Raw genomic sequence first — 19,481 nt, 5'->3', positions numbered from 1 at the left:
AACCGGGAGAACGGGTTCATCGTTCTCCCGTTCGCGTCAGTCAGCGGCGCATACGGATATTTGATGGTGTCCAGCGCAACGGGCCCTGCTTCCGCCCGGACGCCGACGAGCCCGCCCTGCGCATGAGCGCCCTCATGGGCCTCGGGGGCTTCGGGGGCTTCGGGGGCTTCGTCGAGCTCATCACCGCCTGGCACGCGGGCGTCATCCCCGCCGCCCCGACCGGATCGTCGACCACGCCACCAAGGTCGGCGCCGAGCTGGCGGCCCAGTTCCTCGCCCCCTGACCACCACGTTCCACCCGCTCGTGAGTGACAGGATCCGGCCCGCCTTTCAGCCCTGGCTGAAAGGCATCTAACGGACGAATGCGACGCGAGGCACGATCTCTACTGCATTACCGGGGGAACGGTTCTCTCGGGGGACAGGAGTAGATCATCATGCGTATCGCGAAGTTCCCGGCCGCCCTGCTGGTGGGCGCGAGCGTCGGCGGCGCCGTGCTCACCGCGGGCGGCGCCGCGTTCGCCAGCCAGACCACACCGCAGACGCCGCAGACGCCGCGGCCGGCCGCGACCGACACCGTCGTCGCGGCGTCCACGCACGCCGCCAAGAAGACCGACCACTGGAATGCGTCGGGCAAGGGCTGGCGCACCAAGGGGTCGATCAACTACAAGCTCGCCACCGGCTGGGTGAAGGACACCAAGAAGGACGGCAAGTGCGCCGCCGTCGGGATCGCGTGGTGGAAGAACGGCGTGGTGAAGGACACCGACATCATCAAGGCGTGCGGCGTGGGCAAGGTCAAGAAGTTCCGGGCGCGGCCCGGCGACCACGGACACTACTGGACCTCGACCGGCTACAACGTGAAGGCCAAGGCCCTGTGACGTCCGCGCGCTGATCACGCGTTTCGTCGAACGGGCTGAGGACCGGGAGAATGGGGGCCATGGCGATTTCATCGTTCATGGTTCCGCTGGGGACGCCCGCGCCGGAGTTCGAGTTGCCGTCGGTCGACGGGGGCACGGTCTCGATCGAGGAGTTCGCGGAGTCGCCGGCCCTGCTGGTGATCTTCCTGTCCAACCACTGCCCGTACGTACGGAGAATCGAGGACGCGCTGGGGAGTGTGACCGAGAGGTATCGCGAGCGGGGGCTCGCGACCGTCGCGATCTGCAGTAACGACGTGGTCAACTACCCGGACGACGACGCGGCCCACCTGCGCGAGCAGGCCAAGCGGGCCGGGTTCGAGTTCCCTTACCTGGTGGACGAGTCGCAGGACGTGGCCAAGGCCTACCGGGCCGCCTGTACGCCCGACTTCTTCCTGTACGACGGGGAGCGGCGGCTGGCGTACCGGGGCGAGTTCGACGGGGCCAGGCCGCGCAACGAGGTTCCGGCGGACGGGTCGTCGCTGACCGGTGCGCTGGAACGGGTGCTCGCGGGTGAGGGCGTGCCCGAACCGCACCCGGCGAGTCTCGGGTGCGGGATCAAGTGGAAGGCCGGCAACGAGCCGGCGTGATCATGCCGAATCAGTGCGATCACGCCGATCAGTCCGGCAAAGCCAAGTGACCTGGTCAGGCTGAGTGGGCGCGGGGGCGCGGTGCTCCCGCGCCCGCTCCCGCCAGTCCCCGTTCGGCGGCCGAGGCGAGCGCCTCGAGCAGGTCCGCGGGGCCGCCCTCGGCGTCGTCGTAGTGCCAGAAGCGGATGATCCGCTCCCCCTCGACGCCCGGGTTGAAGCGGCCGAGCGCGAAGCAGCCCGCGATGGCCATGCGGACGACGACGCGTTCGCTGTCGTCCATCTGCGTGGCGTAGGCGGCCGCGTCGATGAGGGCGATGGCGGCGCGGGCGTTGCGCCCGTCGTCGCGCGCCTCGGCCCGGTTGATGCGCCATTGCGCGTAGGGCCGCAGATAATCGGCGATCATCCATGTCTTCGGCACGGCCACGTCCTTTCGGCAGACGGGGAGTCGTTACCCATGGTGGGGACCCGCCACCGCCGGGCCGGGTGATTTGACCCATCGCTTGCCCGTCCTTGACCGAGCATCGTTTTCGCAGGTGAGGCCACGGAAACAAACCAGGGACGATGGACTACGCGTGGCTGGTGTGGCTGGTGGTCGCCGTGGTGCTCGGGATAGCCGAGCTCCTCACGGTGACGATCGACCTCGGGCTGATCGCGGTCGCCGCGCTCGCCGGGGCGGGCGCGGCCGGCGTGGGGCTCGGCATGGGCTGGCAGTTCGGTGCGTTCGCGGTGGTCGCGGGGCTCGGGCTGCTGCTCGTACGGCCGTACGCCAAGCGGCGGCTGCGGCGCGGTCCGGTGCTGCGGTCGGGCACCGCGGGTCTGGTCGGGCGTGAGGCGCTCGTGCTCGACGAGGTGAACCGCGACCAGGGGCTGGTGCGCATCGGCGGCGAGGAGTGGACCGCCAGGCCGTACGACCCGGACGCCGTCATCGCGGCGGGCGCCGTGGTGGACGTGCTGGCCATCGAGGGCGCCACGGCGCTGGTGCATCCGAGGGGGGAACTGACATGACGGCGCTCATCGTGGGCGTGGTGATCGCGGTACTGGTGGTCGTGCTGGTGACGCGGGCGGTGCGGATCGTGCCGCAGTCGCACGCGGCGAACGTCGAGCGGCTGGGGCGCTACCTGCGGACGCTGGACGCGGGGCTGCACGTGGTGATCCCGTTCGCCGACAAGGTGCGGCCGCGCATCGACCTGCGCGAGCAGGTCGTGTCGTTCGACCCGCAGTCGGTGATCACCGAGGACAACCTGGTCGTCTACATCGACACGGTGATCTACTTCCAGGTCACCGACCCGAAGGCGGCCGAGTACGAGATCGCCAGCTTCATCCAGGCGATCGAGCAGCTGACCGTGACCACACTGCGGAACGTGATCGGCGGGATGGCGCTGGAGGAGACGCTGACCTCGCGCGACACCATCAACGCCGGGCTGCGCGGGGTGCTGGACGAGGCCACCGGCAAATGGGGCATCCGCGTCAACCGGGTGGAGATCAAGAGCATCGACCCGCCGCCGACCATCAAGGAGGCGATGGAGAAGCAGATGCGGGCCGAACGGGACAAGCGCGCCGCGATCCTCACCGCCGAGGGCGCGCGGCAGTCGGCGATCCTCACGGCCGAGGGCGAGAAGCAGAGCTCCATCCTGCGCGCCGAGGGCGACAAGGAGTCGCGCGTCCTCACCGCGCAGGGCCAGGCGTCCGCGATCGAGACCGTCTTCGCCGCCGTGCACGCGGGCAACGCCGACGCGTCCGTGCTGGCCTACTCCTACCTGCAGACGCTGCCGCTGCTCGCGCGCGACGGCAACACCACCTGGGTGATCCCGAGCGAGCTCACCTCGGCGATGGACACCGTCCGCAAGGCCTTCGACAAGTCCGAAAGCTAGGGCGCAGAGAAGGCTAGGGTCCAGGAGGCGGCCCGGCCAGCTCGTCGAGGTCGGCGAGCATCTGTTCGGCGAGGTCGCGTTCGGCCTCGTAGTAGCGGGTCGCCCAGCGCGCCACGAGCTCCGGGTAGGCCCAGCCGGGCACCTCGGCCGCGGCGCGCCGGGAGTACTCGGCCTCGTCGTGCAGGCGCTGGGCGTTGTCGCGGTGCTGCGCAACGATCTCGCGGAGCCGTTCGGGCGTGCCGAGGTGGCCGAGCCACACCCGCAGGGCCGCGCCGTGCTTCAGAACGGGCGGCTCGACCGGCGTCTCCTGCATCCACCGGGTGAGGGCGGCGCGCCCGGCGCCGGTGATGCCGTAGACCCGCTTGGTGCGGGTGTCCTCGCCGGTGGTCGTACGGGACGTGGCGTAGCCGACCTGCTCCAGGCGCTTCAGCTCGGAGTAGATCTGGCTCATCGCCGGGCTCCAGTAGAAGAACCGCAGGCTGTGCTCGGCCCACTGCCGCACCTCGTAGCCGGTCAGCTCCTTGCCGAACGACAGGATCCCGAGCACCGCCCAGGCCGTCGCCGGCAGCCGCGCGGGCGCGCCGGAGGTGTCGGCCCCGGCGGACGCGACGTCGACCCCGGCGGCCGTGGCGTCGACCCCGGCGGCCGTGGCGTCGGCCCCGGCGGACGCGACGTCGACCCCGGCGGACGCGACGTCGACCCCGGCGGCCGTGGCGTCGACCCCGGCGGAGACGTCGTCCTCAGCGGGCGAGGCGGCGGCGTCGGCCGTGGCGTCGGCCCTGGCGCCGCGAGTGTCGCGGGTGTCGCGGGCGTCGGCCGGGTCAGCGGTAGGCGGCATGGCGCAAGCGTAACCATCTCGCCGCCGGGTCTTGATTGTTTCCGCGAGATATTCCAAATTGGAATACGCCAACCAGGAGCACCCACCCCCGAGGACGGCACCGTGAAGTTCTCCATGATCTTCGAGGCCCAGCTCGCCGACCCGACCGCCGAGCACGAACGACAGGTCATCCACGACTGCGTCGAGCAGGCCGTACTGGCCGAGCAGGCCGGCTTCGACCGCGTCTGGGCGGTCGAGCACCACTCGCTGCGCTGGTACGCCCACATGAGCGCGCCCGAGATCTTCCTGGCCTACGTCGCCGCGCGCACCGGCCGCATCCGGCTCGGCCACGGCGTGGTCTGCATGCCGTTCGGCTTCAACCACCCCGCCCGCGTGGCCGAACGCGCCGCGATGCTGGACGTGCTGTCGGGCGGCCGCCTCGACCTCGGCGCGGGCCGCGGCGCGACCCGCCAGGAGACGTCCCTGTGCGGCGTCGACCCGGGCCGCACGTACGCCGAGCTCGACGAGGCCCTGCGGATCATCGGTTCGGCCTGGCGGAACGACGAGCTCGAATGGCACGGCGACCTCCTGGACATCCCGCCGCACCCGATCCTCCCCCGGCCCATCCAGGCCCCGCACCCGCCGCTCTTCCTCGCCTGCTCCAAGCGCGACACCCTGAAGCTCGCCGCCGACTACGGGATCGGCGCGCTGGTGCTGGGCTTCGCAGGCCCCGACCAGGTCGCGGACATGCGCCGGGCGTACGACGAGGCGATCGCGGCCCGGACCGCTGACCGCCTGGTCTCGACCGTCGTGAACGACCACTTCGCCGCCCTCTGCCCGACGATCGTGCTGGACGACCGCGCCGAGGCGGTCCGGATCGGCGCCCGCGGGCAGCGCTTCTTCGCCCAGTCGATCGCGCACTGGTACGGCAGCGCTCCCCCGCCCGACGAGGCCGTCGTCCCCGGCCAGGACGAGGTGGAGGCGATCCGCAAGGCGGCCGAGCAGCAGGTCGCCTACCTGCACGAGGCCGCGATCCCGATCGGCCCGAACACCACCTCCACCTTCAACGCCGACCACGCCTACGGCAGCGCCGACGACGCGATCGCCTACGTGGAGCGGCTGGCCGAGGCCGGAGCCGACGAGGTAATGTGCCTGATCCAAATGGGCACCGTGCCACAAAACGCCTGTTTGGAAACAATCCGCCAGTGGGGCGACAAGGTCATCCCGCACTTCGCCGGGAGCTGATCGCCGTGCCCCTCGACCCCACCGCGGAACGCGTCGTCGCCGCCCTCCTGGCCGCCTGGCCGCCGAAGGGCACCCCGCCGCACGAGATGCGCCGCCTCATGGCCGCCGCCCCCAAGCCCGACCTCCCCGAGATCCCGGTCGCCCACGTCGAAGACCGCCGCATTGGAAACGTTTCCATCCGCATCTACACCCCGCCCGCCCCCGAACCCCCAGCCCCAGCCGCAGCCGCGGGCACGGATGCAGCCGCGGGCACGGATGCAGGCGCGGGCACGGATGCAGGCGCGGGCGATGCGGGCGCGAGCACAGACGCGGGTGCGGGTGGGGGTGGAGACCTTTCCAGGTGTGGGGATTCCGGTGGTGGGGTGCCGGTGGTGGTGTTCTTTCACGGGGGTGGATTCACGATCGGCGGGCTCGACAGTCATGACCGGCTTTGCCGGTCGCTGTGTCGGCAGGCGGGTGCCGTCGTGGTCGCCGTCGATTATCGGCTGGCGCCCGAGCACCCGTTTCCGGCCGCTGCAGAGGATGCCAGGGCTGCGCTGCGATGGGCGTACGACAACGCGGCCGAGCTGGGCGGCGACCCGAATCGCTTGATGGTCGCCGGGGACAGCGCGGGCGGCAACCTGGCGGCGAGCGTGTGCCTGTACGCCCGCGACAACGGCGGCCCGCCCATCAGCGGCCAGCTGCTCATCTACCCGGTGATCGACGCCCGCCAGAACACCGCCTCCTACCGCGAGCACGCGGAGGGCGGCTTCCTGACCTCAGCGGCCATGGGCTGGTTCTGGGAGCTGTACGCGGCCCCCGCCGACGACCCGTACGGCTCACCGATCCGGGCCGAGAGCCTCGCGGGCCTGCCGCCCGCGTGCGTCATCACCGTCGAGTGCGACCCGTTGCGCGACGAGGGCGAGGCCTACGCGGCCCGGCTCGCGAGCGCGGGCGTACCGGTCACGACCCGCCGCTACGACGGGATGTTCCACGGCTTCATCGGCCTGGACCACCTGCTCCCGACCGCCGGGGAGGCGCAGCGGTACGGCGCCGAATGGCTGGCCGGGCAAGGAGCCTCACCCTCCGCCTAGCACTCCGCCGAACACTCCGCCTAGCACCGCATAGTCGCTGACCCCTCGGTCACGGAACGGCGGCTGCACGTTCGCGGAACACCGCCTCCACATCGCGTTGCCAGCCTCGTCCCTGCACGGGCGCCCTCCTCGGGCGGCCCGGTTCCAGGACGCGAGGGATGGTGTGCGCGATGTGGCGGAGGCATTGGCTCGCCGCGGTTCTGATCGGCGTGGTGTGCCTGGCGGCGGCGCTGATCGCGGCGGGCCGGAACGTGCCCGAACACGAGCTGAGCGGGGTGGTGCAGGCCGCCGACTGCGGGCCCCTGCGAGCGGCCGAGGTCGCGTTCGTCCCGGCAGGGTCGCGTGACAGGGTCCGCGCGGTGCGGCTGCGCACCGGGCCGGACGGCCGCTTCGGCGCACGCCTGCGCGACGCTCGCTACGACGTGACGGTACGGCGCCCGGCTACGCGCCCGGAGTCTTCGAGCTCAACGGCACCCGGGTGCCCTCGCTGCCTCCCCTGCTGCTGCAGAAGGCACGCGTGCTCCGGGGGCATGTCGTCGACGCGTCCGGCGCCCCGGTGGGCGGCGGCTCGGTCACGGTGACGGGGCAGGACGACTCGGAGGTCACGCGGAGCGAGGCCAGGGCGAGCGTCGGCCGCGACGGAACGTTCGTCGTCCCGGACGCTCCCTCCAACGCCCCCACCGTGACCGTCCGGGCGACCGGCTACGCCCCGGCGCGGCTGGACGACGCCGGCGAGGGCGACGCGGCACTCGTCCTGCAGCGCGCCGCGACCGTCACCGGCCGGATCACGCTGCCGAGCGGAGGACCGGCGGCCCACGCCACGGTCAGTTCTCCGGACGCCCGGACCTCATCGGACGGCAGCGGGCGGTTCGTGCTGCGCGGAGTGTCTCCCGGGGCCGTCGATGTCCGGGTGTCCGGTCCAGGCGTCATTGGCGGTACAGGCGTCATTGGCGGTACGACCACGACGGTCGCTCCGGGCGGGTCGTCCGACATCGCCGTCGCGCTGGCCGGCACCGGCACGGTCTCCGGCTCGGTGGTGGACGCGGCGAGCGGCCGCCCGGTCGCCGGGGCGCTCGTACGCGTGGTGCCCGCCGGCGTCCTGGCCGGGGAGCCCGTCGCGCGGGACGTTCTGGACACGCCGCCGACCGTCGCCGACGCGCGCGGCGCCTTCCACATCGGCGGGCTGCCACCGGGCCCGGCCGCGCTCGCCATCGGCGGCGACGGTGTCGTCCCGGCCGCTCCCTTCGCGGTGACCTACGGTCCGGCGCGACGACCCCGCTGCGCGCGGCGGTCCGCGTCACGGTCACCGTGTCGGGCCGCGTCACCGACCCGTCCGGACGCGGCGTCGCCGACGCGGCCGTCGCGCCCCGCGACACGCCCGCGACCGAACGCGCGGCCCAGTGGTCCATGCTCACCTCCAGTGGCCCCGGCTACTCGGCACGCTCGGGCCCGGACGGCCGCTACTCCCTCGCCGTGGCCCCCGAGGACGCCCACGATCTCGTGGCGACCCACCCCGGACTCGCCCCCGCAGGCACGGACGCCCACTCGGGCAACGCGGACATCCGGATGCCCGCCGGAGGCGTCCTGCAAAACCCAGGTGAAGGCCTGCCACGCGAAGGCGTCCACCCGGAACAAGAAGGGCAATCAGGTCTGGTGCGGTGCAGAGGAGGCCTATTACGGCATGGCCGGCGGTAGCAGCACCAGCGCCAGGGGCCGCCCGATGAAGTGCGAGCACAAGGCCTGGTGATCCAGGCCGCCCCCTGAGTCCGCACGCCCGCCCGGGATTCGGTTCCCGGGCGGGCTCCTTCTTCAGTTCGCCCGGCCGTCGAGGATGTCCCGGTGCAGGCGCCAGAGCAGCTCGCCCGGGCGCGTCCCGAGCTCCTCGTCGAGGATCCGGCTTACCTGCGCGTACGTGGCCAGCGCCTCCGCCGTCCGGTCACAGGAGCACAGCGCCCGCATCAGCAGGTGCCACAGCGACTCGCGCAGCCGGTGCTGGGCGACCAGCGGTCGCAGCTCGGCGACCGCGCCGGCCCCGGCGCCGCACCGCAGGTCCGCCTCGATCCGCGCCTCCAGCGCGTCCAGCCGCAGCTCCCGCAGCCGGACGGCCTCCGACTCGGTCAGCGCCGAGCCGGGAACGTCCACGAACGGCTCGCCGCGCCACAGCGCCAGCGCGTCCCGCAGCGTGGACTCCGCGCGTTCGTGCGCGCCGTTCCGCAGCTCGCGGCGGCCCTCGCGCGCCAGTTGCTCGAAGCGCTCGGCGTCCAGCTCACCGGGCTCGACCCGCAGCAGGTAGCCGGGGTCGCGGCGCGCCAGCACGGCCGCCTCGGTGTCGCCGATCAGCCGGCGCAGCTCCATCACGTACTTGCGGACGAGACTTCGCGCGCTCGGCGGGCAGCATTCGCCCCACACCCGCTCCGCGAGCGCGTCGGCGGGCACGACCTGGCCCGGCCGCAGGAGCAGCTCGGCCAGGATCGCGCGCTGCTTGGCCGCGCCGATGCCGTGCCATCCCGCGGCGGTCGCCACCTCCAGCGGGCCCAGGAGCCGGAAACGCATCATTCCCACCACCCCGCCCCGCCATGGCATTCGCGGATGCAAATACCACTCTCCATGTCGGGAGAACCTCTCATCACGTCGTCGGTGCAGTGATTTGCAACTGCCAATATCCGACGCCCGCGACCGGTGATCGGTTCAACGGTGCCCAGGGAGGCTTCAGATGACTTCAGATGACTCAGGTAGATGGCTTCAGGTGGCGAGGCCGTGGCGGAACGCGTAGGTGACGGCCTGGGCGCGGTCGCGCAGGCCCGCCTTGGCGAAGAGATTGTTGATGTGGGTCTTCACCGTCGCCTCGGTGATGAAGAGGTCTTCGGCGATCTCGGCGTTCGACCGGCCCTGCGCGATCAGCGCGAGCACCTCGGCCTCGCGCCGGGTGAGGCCGTCGGGGAGCCCGCCCCGCTGCGGCGGCCGTTCGCCGGCGGCCACGGCCTCGACCAGGCGGCGCTGCACGGCCGGGTCCAGCAGGGACGAGCCGCTCCGCACGGTCTCGACGGCGCGGGCGATCTCCTCGCCCCCGGCGTCCTTGGTCAGGTAGCCGCGCGCCCCGGCCCGCAGCGCCGCGAAGATCGACTCGTCGTCGGCGTAGGTGGTGAGCACCACGATCTCGACCTCGGGATGCTCGGCCTTGATCCGCCGGGTCGCCTCCACCCCGTCCACCCGCGGCATCCGCAGGTCCATCAGCACGACGTCGGGGCGCAGCTCGCCGACCAGGTCCACGGCGGACTCGCCGTCGCCGGCCGAGCCGACGACCTCCAGGCCGGGCAGCAGCTCCAGGAGCAGGATCAGCCCCTCCCGGACGACGGTCTGGTCGTCGACGATCAGGATCCGCGTCGGCGTGGCGGAGGCGGTCACGCGGGCACTCGCAAGGACACTCGAAATCCCTTTCCGTCGGGTCCGGTCTCCAGGGTCCCACCGATCAGCTCGGCCCGCTCACGCATGCCCACCAGGCCGTACCCGCTGCCCATGTCCTCCAGCGCCGGCTCGGTGCCGCCGGTGTCGGTGACGTCGAGCTCCACGTGGTCGTCCTCGTAGGCCAGCCGCACGTGCACCTGCGCGCCCGGCGCGTGCTTGCGGACGTTGGTGAGCGCCTCCTGGCCGGTGCGGATGACCGCGAGCCCGGCGGCCGGGGTCAGCTCGCGCGGCGTCCCGGTCACCTCCACCTCGCACTGCCGCCCGGTCAGCACGTGGAACTCCTCGGCGAGCTCGGCCAGCGCCTCGTCCGGCGGCGGCGACTCGCCGCGCAGCGTCGCCAGCGCGCGCCGGGTCTCCTCCAGGCCGGCCCGCGCGAGCTGCTGCGCCCGTTCCACCCGGTCCAGCGCCTGAACGCGGTCGCCGTCGCGCGACAGCAGCATCCGCGCGCCCTCCAGGTGAACGATCTGCGCCGACAGCGAGTGCGCCAGGATGTCGTGGATCTCGCGGGCCAGGTGCGAGCGTTCGGCCAGGATGACCGAGTTCGCCTCGGCCACCGCGGTCTCCTGCTGGGCCGCCTTGCGCTGCAGGTTGGCGGTGGCGCCGAGCGCGACCCCGATGAACGCGACCATCAGCCCGGCGTCGACCACCTGCCCGTCGACGGCGACCTCGACGCCCGCGACGCCCGCCATGGTCGCCACCGCCGTGGCGATGCCCCAGGGCAGCGGCAGGTTGTTCATCAGGATCCAGAGCGCGATCATCGCGAAGACGAAGCTCGAGCCGCCGTGCGGGATCACCGCGTACAGGGCGAGCGCGCAGACGATGGCGCCGAGGAGCACGCCGATGCCGGTGCGCCGCCACGAGGCGATCCGCGCGGGCCGCAGGAGCCAGATCCCGTAGGCGAGGGCGCCGACGGTGACGATGTTGAGGATCACCACGGCGAGCCCGGCGCCGTGCAGCGCCGGCGCCGGATGCTGGTTGAACAGGCCGCGGACGTAGGCGCCGAACGCGTACGTCAGGATCAGGACGATGATGAGCCCGCGGACGTGCGTCCGCGAGATCCGGGAGACCCGGACCTGGAGTGCGGCCACCATGTCGGAGACCTTCACGAGCTCGCTTCCGTACTCACGCGACGACGCTAACCGTTCCAGCCCCGTCCAGTCGCTGGGCACGCCACGCCACGACGGCGTTCTGGGCGAGGAGCGTCAGGCCGAGGAAGAGCAGCAGCCCGCCGGTCTCGGACTTCATCCCGGCCCAGTAGCCGATCGCGATGAGACCCACGCGGACACCGACCGACAGGACCCAGGCGCCCAGCGTCAGCGGTGTCCCGCGCCGCCACCTCGTGCCCCGCTCGTCCTGCCAGATCTTCATGGTGACCGCCCGTACGCCCCCGAGAGCCACGGCCGACACCACCCCGGCGATCAGGATGGCGACGCTGACCGCCGGGTGGACCTTGTCGTAGATTCCGCCCTGGACGACGCCGATGATCACCATGATGGCGGGCAGCGTGTAGGCCTTCTCGGTGATCTGACGGGCCTGGAGCTGCCGGTAGAGGACGAAGCCGACCAGGGCCACGACGATGAGGGCGGTCTGTATCTGATCCATGCCCTCGACGCTAAGGAACGCGGGGCCGCCAGAGATCGGCGCGCGGCTTGATTCCAGGCCCTCCACCCCCGGGTGGAGGGCCTCACAAAGCCCAGGCACACAGGCTTTGAGGCCTAGAAGCCGCTCTGGCTGATCTTGCCGTACTCGTCCTTGGCGGGGTGGGCGCGGCCGAGCGGGCCCGCCGTCATGGCCCGCAGCAGCGTGTCGGTCACCTTCTGGGTGAAGCGCTTGGCGGCGTCGGTCACCCCGTGCCCGCACAGCTTGCCGCGCATGGCGCAGACCCAGCGCATCGTCCCGCTGGCGAAGACCCCGGCGCCGCTCTTGACCGTGTAGTACGAGGAGTCGGCGGTCTTGGGCACCCCACCGCAGTCGATCGGCGAATGGGCCAGCACTTCGAGAGGCCGGGGCGTGGGCCCGCCGATGTTGAGCGCGTCGCTCTCGGGCCCGATCATGCCGGGGAACGAGGTGCCCTTCTTGACCTTGGTCCCGGCGAACAGCCAATGGTCGGGCCGCCTGACCGTGTAGGCGCCCTCGGCCGGGAAGCAGTTGTACATCACGCCGATCAGGTCGCTCTCGGGACGCGGCTTGGGGTCCAGCCGCCAGTCCTGGGTCGACTCGGCCGGGTCGGTCCGCGCCACCGGGTCCTCGGCGGCGTCCTTGTAGCACGTGACCAGGCGGTTCTTGCCGAGCTTGGTGTCGCCGAAGCGGATGTGCCGGTTGACGGCGTTCGCGCCGAGGAAGGCGATGTTGAGGCCGCGATCGCGTGCCTGCGTGACCCGCGTCCGCATGGCCGACGACCAGTACTCGTCATGGCCGAGCGTCACCAGGCCGGTGGCGCCGTCCAGCAGGCCGGGCTCGCCGTGCAGGTCGTTGTCGGTGGCGTAGGCGAGCTTCACGCCGGTCTTCTCGGCCAGCGCGATCGCGGGCTGCTCGTACGCCATGAACTTGCCGGCGCCGTCCTTGTCGTACGGCCGGTCGAAGCTGACCGCGCGGGACCGGTCGGAGTAGCCGCTCGGCCCCTGGTAGAGGTCGCGGCCGCCCCACAGGTTGTACGCCTGCCACGTCGTGGTGGCGTTCAGGATCACCAGGCGCCCGGAGGTGTCGGCCGACCGGACCGTGATCGGGACGTACCGCTGGGCGCCGGAGTCGGCGGTGAGCCTCAGCAGGTAGGAGCCCTCAGGCCAGTCCTTGGTCGGAACGGTCATCGACGGTTTCCAGTCGGCCGCGCTGACGGTCTCGGTGTCGGGGGCGAACGTGGCCTCGGGTTGCCTGGCGCCCGCCTGCCGAGGGGCGCTCCACACCTTGCGCGCCTGGGCCCCGCCGTACCAGCCCATGCGGAACGCCTCCACTGAGAAGCCCGGCGTGGTCGTGGAGACGAACAGCCGGAAGGTCTCCCCCGGCAGCACGCTCACGCGGTCGGCGTAGCCCTCGATCTCCTCCGGCTTGCCCTTCCTGTGAAGCTTCCAGTCGGGCGTGCCGGGCTTGGCGTTCTCGGCGGCCGTGCCGGCGGAGGCGGGCGGTGGCGGCGGCTTGAGCGCGCCCGTCTCGTGGCCCTTGTCCCCGTCGCTGAACTGGCATCCCGCGACCGTTAGCAGAACACCGACGACGATCCAGCCGTACTTCCCCCGTGTTGCACGCACGAGGCTGAATTCTGCCGAAGTTTCCGTTCTCTCGCGCCCCATTGACTCCGGTCGGCACTGCTGCATCTTGTTGGCTGTAAGTCAATACTTGCACTTGAGTAAGCAGATCATTACTTTACTGAGCGGTAACCAGAGATCCCGGAGGTACCGCCATGCGCCCCGCCCCGCGCTGGACCGCTCCCCTCGCCGCCGCCGCGATCAGCGCGACGGGCGTGACCGCACTCCCCGCCCACGCCGCCGCACTCTCGGCCCCCGCAGCTCCCTCGGCCGCCGCCGCACTCTCGGCCCCGGCCGCTCACGCCGCCGAAGTCCGCCCCGAGACGTTCGACGTCGTGGTCCAGCGCGACGTCAAGGTACGGATGGACGACGGCGTCACGCTCTACGCCGACGTCTACCGGCCCGCCCACGGCGGCAAGGCCGCTCCCGGGCGCTTCCCGGTCATCGTCAGCCAGACCCCGTACAACAAGGCCGTGCCCGGGGCCAGCATGTCCAGCGAATACCTGGTCAAGCGCGGCTACGTCCAGGTCGTCATGGACGTGCGCGGCACGGGCGGCTCCCCCGGCAAGTGGCAGGCGATGAGCCCGCGCGAGCAACGCGACGGCAAGAACCTCGTCGAGTGGGCCTCCTCGCACAGTCGCCCGTGGAGCAACGGCAAGGTCGGGCTCTACGGCGCCTCCTACGGCGGGCTCAACCAGATCCTCACCGCCGCGCAGCACCCCAAGGGGCTCAAGGCCATCTTCCCGGTCGTCCCGCTCGGCGACGCCTACCGCGACGTCGTCGGCAGCGGCGGGCAGGTCGACCTCGGCTTCATGCCGCTGTGGCTCGGCGGCGTCGCCGGGCTCAGCATCGTTCCGCCGACCTACAGCGGCTCCGACCCGTCCGCGGCGGCCAGGGTCATCCGCGAGCACCTCGGCAACATCGGCGAATTCCAGATCTCGATGCTCGTCAACGCGCTGTCGGGCGGCGACAAGGCCTTCGACGGGCCGTTCTACCGGCAGCGCTCGCCGATCAACGTGGTCGACAAGGTGAACGTCCCGACGTTCGTCGTCGGCGGCGAGTTCGACATCTTCCAGCGCGGCGAGCCGATGCTCTACCAGCGCCTCGCCAGGCGCGGCGTCCCGGCCAAGTTCCTGTACGGCCCGTGGACCCACCTCCAGGCCGGAGGCGGGGCGCTCGGCATGGGAGTGCCCGGCACGGTCACCCAGCCCGGACCGCAACTGCCGGAGCTGATGCTGCGCTGGTACGACCGCTACCTGCGCGGCACCGCGGACCCTGCGATGGACCGCCGTGCCCCCGTCACCTACTACGAGAACGGCTCGGGCAAGTGGCCCACCGCGACGCAGTGGCCCCCGACCGGCACCACCTACCGGGCGCTGCGCCTGGGCGGGAACGCCGTCGCGGGCCGCAGCGCCGGAACGCTCGGCGGCGCCTCCTCGGGCGGCCCCGACCACGCCCCCTGGACCCCGCTGTCAGGCCTGTGCACACGTTCCACCAGCCAGTGGACGGCCGGCATCGCCGGGCTGTTCAGCACGACGCCGTGCGGCGACGACCAGTCGGCGAACGACAGGAACGGCCTGGTCTACGACGTCCCGGTCAAGGCACCGCTCCGCCTGGCCGGACCGGTCAGCGCGCACCTCAACGTGTCCAGCGCCGCCAAGGACGGCCAGCTGACCGTACGGCTGGAGGACGTCGCGCCGAACGGCAAGACCACCCAGCTGACGGCCGGCTGGCAGGTCCTATCCCTGCGCAAGCTGGACAAGAAGCGGTCGGTCACCAAGAACGGCCTGATCGTGCAGCCGTGGCACCCGTACACCAAGGCGTCGACCGCGCCCATGCCGCGCAACAGGCCGGTGCCGGTGGACGTGGAGATCTTCCCCGTCGCGGGGGTCGTGCAGCCCGGGCACACGCTGCGCGTCTCCGTCCAGACCGCCGACTTCCCGCACCTCATCGCGCCGATCCCGCAGCTCATCGACTCGGTCGGCGCGGGCCTGAAGATCTGGCACGACGCCGCCCACCCGTCCTGGGTCGCCCTCCCCGTCCAACGCTGAGCTCTCCCCGTCCAGCACTGAGCTCTGCCGGCGCGGCGCTGAGCCCTCCGCGCCCAGCGCCGCGCCGCGCGCCCGCTCCGGCCGCGGGGCCTGAACGATCAGCCCCGCGGCCGCCAGCGCGCCCTCGCTCGCCGGCCAGCGCATCAGCACGTACACCGCGCCCTCGCGCACCACGCGGTACCAGGGGACGAGGCAGCCGAGCGCCAGCAGCACGGTCAGCACGTCGTGCCGCCGCACGCCGCCCCACCCGTAGGTGAACGTCGAGACGTAGCCGCAGATCCGCCAGCCCCAGAGCCCGACGGCGACCGGCGGCAGCGACAGCCATTCCTGGACCGCGCCGCCCGCGTCCTCGACCCACCCGAGCTCCATCGCCGCCCCGCCTTCCGCACTCTCAACCGTTGATCACAACGATCTCGGGAACGGCGGCCGAAGTCGGTAACGCGGCTTTCCGACTCGGGGGTGGTACTAGGTTCACCTATTCGATGTTGCTCACGTCGAAGTCGTCGACCTTGCCGACGATCAGCCGGTTGACGAACCACAGCACGACGCCGATGCCGACCAGCACGGCCGCGCGCAGGTAGACCGCGCCCTCGCGGCCGGTGATCGGCAGCGTCAGGAACAGGCAGCTCGCCGCGCCGATCACGGGCATCCAGGTGGGCGCGCGGAAGTGCGCGTGCTCGACCGGCGACCGCCGCAGGATCAGTACGCACACGTTCACCAGCGCGAAGACGAACAGCAGCAACAGCACGGTCGTGCTGGCCAGGCCGCCGATGTCGCCGGTGCAGACCAGCACGATCGCGATCGCGACCGTGAACAGGATCGCCAGCCACGGCGTCGCGCGGCTCGGGTGAACGGTCGCGAACACGTGCGGCACGATCCGTTCCCGCGCCATCCCGTACACCAGCCGGGACGCCATGATCATGTTGATCAGCGCGGTGTTGCCGACCGCCAGCAGCGCGATGATCGCGAACAGCTTGGGCGGGAAGCTGAACCCCGCCACCTTCACGACCTCCAGCAGCGGCCCGGTCGAGGTCTCCAGCGTCTTGGTGTCGACCAGCATCGTCGCGGTGAACGCCACCGCCATGTAGATCACCACCGCGGTGCCCAGGCCCGCGAACAGCGCGATCGGGAAGTCCTTCTGCGGCTCCCGCGCCTCCTCGGCCAGGTTGACCGAGTCCTCGAACCCCAGCAGCGCGTAGAACGCCAGCGCCGTGCCGCCGAGCACGCCGAGGAACGCGCCGTTCGCCGGATGGAACTGCAGCGCCCGCGCCGGGTCGCCGTCGCCGCCGATCAGCGCGAACAGCCCGATCGCCATGACCACCAGCAGCCCGGACGCCTCGATGATGGTGAGAACGACGTTGACCTTGATGGACTCGGAGATTCCCGCGAAGTTCACCAGCGTGATCAGCGCCAGGAAGATCAGCGCCCCGACCAGCGTCGGCATCGACACGAACTCGCCCAGATAGTCGCCGCCGAACGCGCGCGCCGCCGCGCTCGCCGAGGTGATCCCGCTCATCATCACCGCGAACGCGACGATGAACGTCACGAACGGGATCCCGAACGCCTTGTTGGTGTAGAGCGCCGCGCCCGCCGCCTGCGGGTACTTGCCGACCAGCTCGGCGTACGAGGCCGCCGTCAGCGTCGCCAGCACGAACGCGACCAGGAACGGCAGCCACACCGCCCCGCCGACCTTGCCCGCCACCTGGCCGACCAGCGCGTAGATGCCCGCGCCGAGGATGTCCCCGACCACGAACAGCATCAGCACCTTGCGCCCGATGACCCGCCGCAGCCCGCCGCTCTCGCCGCCACCGCCACCGGCCGATGCCGGCTCGGCCGTCACCTCCGTCATGCCCCGCCCCCGACTCCGATCGCGATCCGTAGATCACTCATCGTCGGGGCTCGATCACCTCACGCACAGTGACCACGCGGGGAAGGCCGCAGGTCGGCGCGGTAGCGGGCCGTCAGATCGCTGCGGCGGGCCGGCGTCACATGTCGATGCGTTCGGCGTCCAGCTCGGAGGCTCCGGCGGTGATGAACTCGCGGCGCGGCGCCACCTCGCTGCCCATCAGCAGCTCGAAGATCTTGGCGGCCTCCTCGCTGTCCTCGACGCGGATGCGCCGCAGGATGCGGTGGCGCGGGTCCATGGTGGTCTCGGCCAGCTGGTCGGCGTCCATCTCACCGAGGCCCTTGTAGCGCTGGACCGGCTCCTTCCAGCGCATGCCCTTGCGCTCGAACTCGACCAGCTTCTTGCGCAGCTCGCCGTCGGAGTAGCAGTAGATGTACTTCTCCTGGCCCTTCTTCGGCTTGATGAGCTCGATGCGGTGCAGCGGCGGCACGGCGGCGAAGACGCGGCCGGCCTCCAGCATCGGGCGCATGTAGCGGTAGAGCAGGGTCAGCAGCAGTGTGCGGATGTGGCTGCCGTCGACGTCGGCGTCGGCCATCAGGATGATGCGGCCGTAGCGGGCCGCGTCGAGGTCGAACGTGCGGCCCGAGCCGGCCCCGATGACCTGGATGATCGCGGCGCACTCGGTGTTCTTCAGCATGTCGGCGACGGACGCCTTCTGCACGTTCAGGATCTTGCCGCGGATCGGCAGCAGCGCCTGGAACTCCGAATTGCGGGCGAGCTTGGCGGTGCCGAGCGCGGAGTCGCCCTCGACGATGAACAGCTCGCTGCGGTCGTCGGTCGTGCGGCAGTCGACCAGCTTGGCCGGGAGCGCGGAGTTCTCCAGGGCGTTCTTGCGGCGCTGGTTGTCGCGCTGGGTGCGGGCGGCGATGCGGGTGCGGGCCGCGCCGACGACCTTCTCCAGTACGGCGCGCAGCGGCTGCTTCTGCCCGCGCGGCGGGTTGTCGAAGACGGCCTTGAGCTCGCGCGACACGACCTGGTTGACGATCCGGGTGGCGGCCGAGGTGCCGAGGATCTCCTTGGTCTGGCCCTCGAACTGCGGCTCGGGCAGCCGCACCGTCACGACCGCGGTCATCCCCTCGAGGATGTCCTCCTTGATGACCGGATCGTCGCCGTTCTTCAGCAGCTTGGTGGCGCGCAGCTGGTCGTTCAGCACCTTGACCAGCGCGCGGTCGAAGCCCTGCACGTGGGTGCCGCCCTTGGGGGTGGCGATCACGTTGACGAACGACTTGGTGATGGTGTCGTAGCCGGTGCCCCAGCGCAGCGCCACGTCGACCTGAAGGTCGCGCTCGACGTCGGTCGGGGTGAGGTGGCCCTGGTCGTCCAGTACCGGAACCGTCTCGGTGAAGTGACCGTTGCCCTGCAGCCGCAGCACGTCGACGACCTCGGCGTCCTTGGCCAGGTACGAGCAGAACTCGCTGATGCCGCCGTCGAAGCGGAAGGTCTGCTCGACGACCTCCTCGCCGCGCTCGTCGCGGACGTCGATCGTGAGGCCGGGGATGAGGAACGCGGTCTGGCGCATCCGGTCCAGGACCAGGCCGGTCTCGACCTGGGCGTCCTTGAGGAAGATCTGCAGGTCCGGCCAGAACTTCACGCGCGTGCCGATGGTCTTCTTGGCGACCTTGCGGATCTTGCGGACGCCCGACTTCTTCTTGAAGCGGCCCTCGGGGCCCGGCGTCGCGAACTCGCCGGGCAGGCCGCGCTTGAAGCTGATCGCGTGGGTGGCGCCGTCGCGGTCGACCTCGACGTCGACGCGGGCCGACAGGGCGTTCACCACCGAGGCGCCGACGCCGTGCAGGCCGCCGGAGGCGGTGTAGGACACCCCACCGAACTTGCCGCCCGCGTGCAGCCGGGTCATGACGACCTCGACGCCGGGCAGGCCGGTCTTGGGCTCGATGTCGACGGGGATGCCGCGGCCGTTGTCGACCACCTCGTAGGAGCCGTCGGCGCCGAGGGTCACACCGATATGTGTGCAGAACCCGGCGATGGCCTCGTCGACGGAGTTGTCGACGATCTCCCAGAGGCAGTGCGCCAGCCCGCGGCTGTCGGTGGACCCGATGTACATGCCGGGTCGCTTCCGCACGGCCTCCAGGCCTTCCAGCACCGAGAGGTGCCGGGCGGAGTAGCCGTGCGGATCGTCGGCGGCGGTCGCTTCAGCTGTCGCGGCGGTCAAGTGCGTGCACTCCTCGGGGGATTGATAGTCGGCAGCAGGGTACCCCCGGCTACCGACATTCCACCTACAGGCTCGCCGTTCCCGCACATGAACCGGTGGTCCTGGGCCTCGAGCACGGCGAGATCACGTCCGGGTGGAGAATCC

17 protein-coding genes and 1 pseudogene are annotated in these 19,481 nt (G+C 71.4%); 9 read left to right on the top strand and 9 right to left on the bottom strand.

Features of this window, described 5'->3' with window-relative positions:
- Positions 1-122: 122 nt before the first annotated feature.
- The 3 genes from J4573_RS32205 (at position 123) to J4573_RS32195 (ending at position 1,500) form a co-directional block, all read left to right on the top strand.
- Positions 123-311, top strand: a complete 189-nt coding sequence (locus tag J4573_RS32205; protein ID WP_208259691.1) for a hypothetical protein — start codon at positions 123-125, stop codon at positions 309-311.
- A 122-nt stretch (positions 312-433) separates the two neighbouring features.
- Positions 434-874 (top strand): hypothetical protein, encoded by a 441-nt coding sequence (locus J4573_RS32200; protein ID WP_208259690.1) that lies wholly within the window; start codon positions 434-436, stop codon positions 872-874.
- Between the two features lie 59 nt (positions 875-933).
- Positions 934-1,500, top strand: a complete 567-nt coding sequence (locus J4573_RS32195; RefSeq protein ID WP_208259689.1) for a thioredoxin family protein — start codon at positions 934-936, stop codon at positions 1,498-1,500.
- A 55-nt stretch (positions 1,501-1,555) separates the two neighbouring features.
- Here J4573_RS32195 and J4573_RS32190 read toward each other — a convergent pair whose 3' ends face one another.
- Complete coding sequence (locus J4573_RS32190; RefSeq protein ID WP_208259688.1) at positions 1,556-1,918, bottom strand: hypothetical protein; 363 nt, start codon at positions 1,916-1,918, stop codon at positions 1,556-1,558.
- Positions 1,919-2,061: 143 nt separating this feature from the next.
- Here J4573_RS32190 and J4573_RS32185 point away from each other — a divergent pair, with 143 nt between their 5' ends.
- Entirely contained in the window at positions 2,062-2,505 is a 444-nt protein-coding gene (locus J4573_RS32185; protein WP_208259687.1) for an NfeD family protein, read from the top strand.
- Positions 2,502-3,353 (top strand): annotated as a pseudogene (locus J4573_RS32180) (SPFH domain-containing protein); the annotation flags it as partial. The gene J4573_RS32185 and the pseudogene J4573_RS32180, both read left to right, overlap by 4 nt.
- A 31-nt stretch (positions 3,354-3,384) precedes the next feature.
- On the opposite strand, the gene J4573_RS32175 reads toward J4573_RS32180, so the two are convergent.
- Positions 3,385-4,209, bottom strand: coding sequence for a helix-turn-helix transcriptional regulator (locus tag J4573_RS32175; protein WP_208259685.1), 825 nt, complete (start codon positions 4,207-4,209; stop codon positions 3,385-3,387).
- A gap of 102 nt (positions 4,210-4,311) precedes the next feature.
- On the opposite strand from J4573_RS32175, the gene J4573_RS32170 reads away from it, so the two are divergent.
- The 3 genes from J4573_RS32170 (at position 4,312) to J4573_RS32160 (ending at position 8,253) form a co-directional block, all read left to right on the top strand.
- Positions 4,312-5,433 (top strand): LLM class flavin-dependent oxidoreductase, encoded by a 1,122-nt coding sequence (locus J4573_RS32170; protein ID WP_208259684.1) that lies wholly within the window; start codon positions 4,312-4,314, stop codon positions 5,431-5,433.
- A complete protein-coding gene (locus tag J4573_RS32165; RefSeq protein ID WP_307797063.1) occupies positions 5,394-6,506 on the top strand; it encodes an alpha/beta hydrolase in 1,113 nt (370 codons plus the stop codon). The genes J4573_RS32170 and J4573_RS32165 overlap by 40 nt, the downstream gene beginning before the upstream one ends.
- A 478-nt stretch (positions 6,507-6,984) precedes the next feature.
- A complete protein-coding gene (locus J4573_RS32160; RefSeq protein WP_208259683.1) occupies positions 6,985-8,253 on the top strand; it encodes a carboxypeptidase-like regulatory domain-containing protein in 1,269 nt (422 codons plus the stop codon).
- A gap of 62 nt (positions 8,254-8,315) precedes the next feature.
- On the opposite strand, the gene J4573_RS32155 is transcribed toward J4573_RS32160, so the two are convergent.
- The 5 genes from J4573_RS32155 to J4573_RS32135 form a co-directional block, all read right to left on the bottom strand.
- A complete protein-coding gene (locus J4573_RS32155) occupies positions 8,316-9,062 on the bottom strand; it encodes an AfsR/SARP family transcriptional regulator (RefSeq protein ID WP_208259682.1) in 747 nt (248 codons plus the stop codon).
- 186 nt (positions 9,063-9,248) lie between these two features.
- A complete protein-coding gene (locus J4573_RS32150) occupies positions 9,249-9,911 on the bottom strand; it encodes a response regulator (protein WP_307797062.1) in 663 nt (220 codons plus the stop codon).
- Positions 9,908-11,077 (bottom strand): sensor histidine kinase, encoded by a 1,170-nt coding sequence (locus J4573_RS56305; RefSeq protein WP_208259681.1) that lies wholly within the window; start codon positions 11,075-11,077, stop codon positions 9,908-9,910. Before J4573_RS56305 ends, J4573_RS32150 begins: the two co-directional genes overlap by 4 nt.
- Before the next feature lie 16 nt (positions 11,078-11,093).
- The gene (locus tag J4573_RS32140) at positions 11,094-11,573 is read right to left on the bottom strand and encodes a hypothetical protein (RefSeq protein WP_208259680.1); all 480 of its coding nucleotides are present in this window, start codon (positions 11,571-11,573) and stop codon (positions 11,094-11,096) included.
- A 113-nt stretch (positions 11,574-11,686) separates the two neighbouring features.
- The gene (locus tag J4573_RS32135; protein WP_208259679.1) at positions 11,687-13,213 is read right to left on the bottom strand and encodes a N,N-dimethylformamidase beta subunit family domain-containing protein; all 1,527 of its coding nucleotides are present in this window, start codon (positions 13,211-13,213) and stop codon (positions 11,687-11,689) included.
- A 152-nt stretch (positions 13,214-13,365) separates the two neighbouring features.
- Here J4573_RS32135 and J4573_RS32130 point away from each other — a divergent pair, with 152 nt between their 5' ends.
- Entirely contained in the window at positions 13,366-15,261 is a 1,896-nt protein-coding gene (locus J4573_RS32130) for a CocE/NonD family hydrolase (RefSeq protein WP_208259678.1), read from the top strand.
- A gap of 475 nt (positions 15,262-15,736) precedes the next feature.
- Here J4573_RS32130 and J4573_RS32125 read toward each other — a convergent pair whose 3' ends face one another.
- Together J4573_RS32125 and J4573_RS32120 are read right to left on the bottom strand one after the other, a co-directional pair.
- On the bottom strand, positions 15,737-17,110 hold the full coding sequence (locus tag J4573_RS32125) for an APC family permease (protein ID WP_208259677.1): 1,374 nt from the start codon (positions 17,108-17,110) through the stop codon (positions 15,737-15,739).
- A gap of 136 nt (positions 17,111-17,246) precedes the next feature.
- On the bottom strand, positions 17,247-19,337 hold the full coding sequence (locus tag J4573_RS32120; protein ID WP_208259676.1) for a DNA gyrase/topoisomerase IV subunit B: 2,091 nt from the start codon (positions 19,335-19,337) through the stop codon (positions 17,247-17,249).
- Between the last annotated feature and the right edge of the window lie 144 nt (positions 19,338-19,481).

It is taken from the genome of Actinomadura barringtoniae (assembly GCF_017573505.1).
Classification (GTDB): domain Bacteria; phylum Actinomycetota; class Actinomycetes; order Streptosporangiales; family Streptosporangiaceae; genus Spirillospora; species Spirillospora barringtoniae.
The sequence above is the reverse complement of the archived record's forward strand: the minus strand, read 5'-3'. Positions and strand labels throughout refer to the sequence as shown.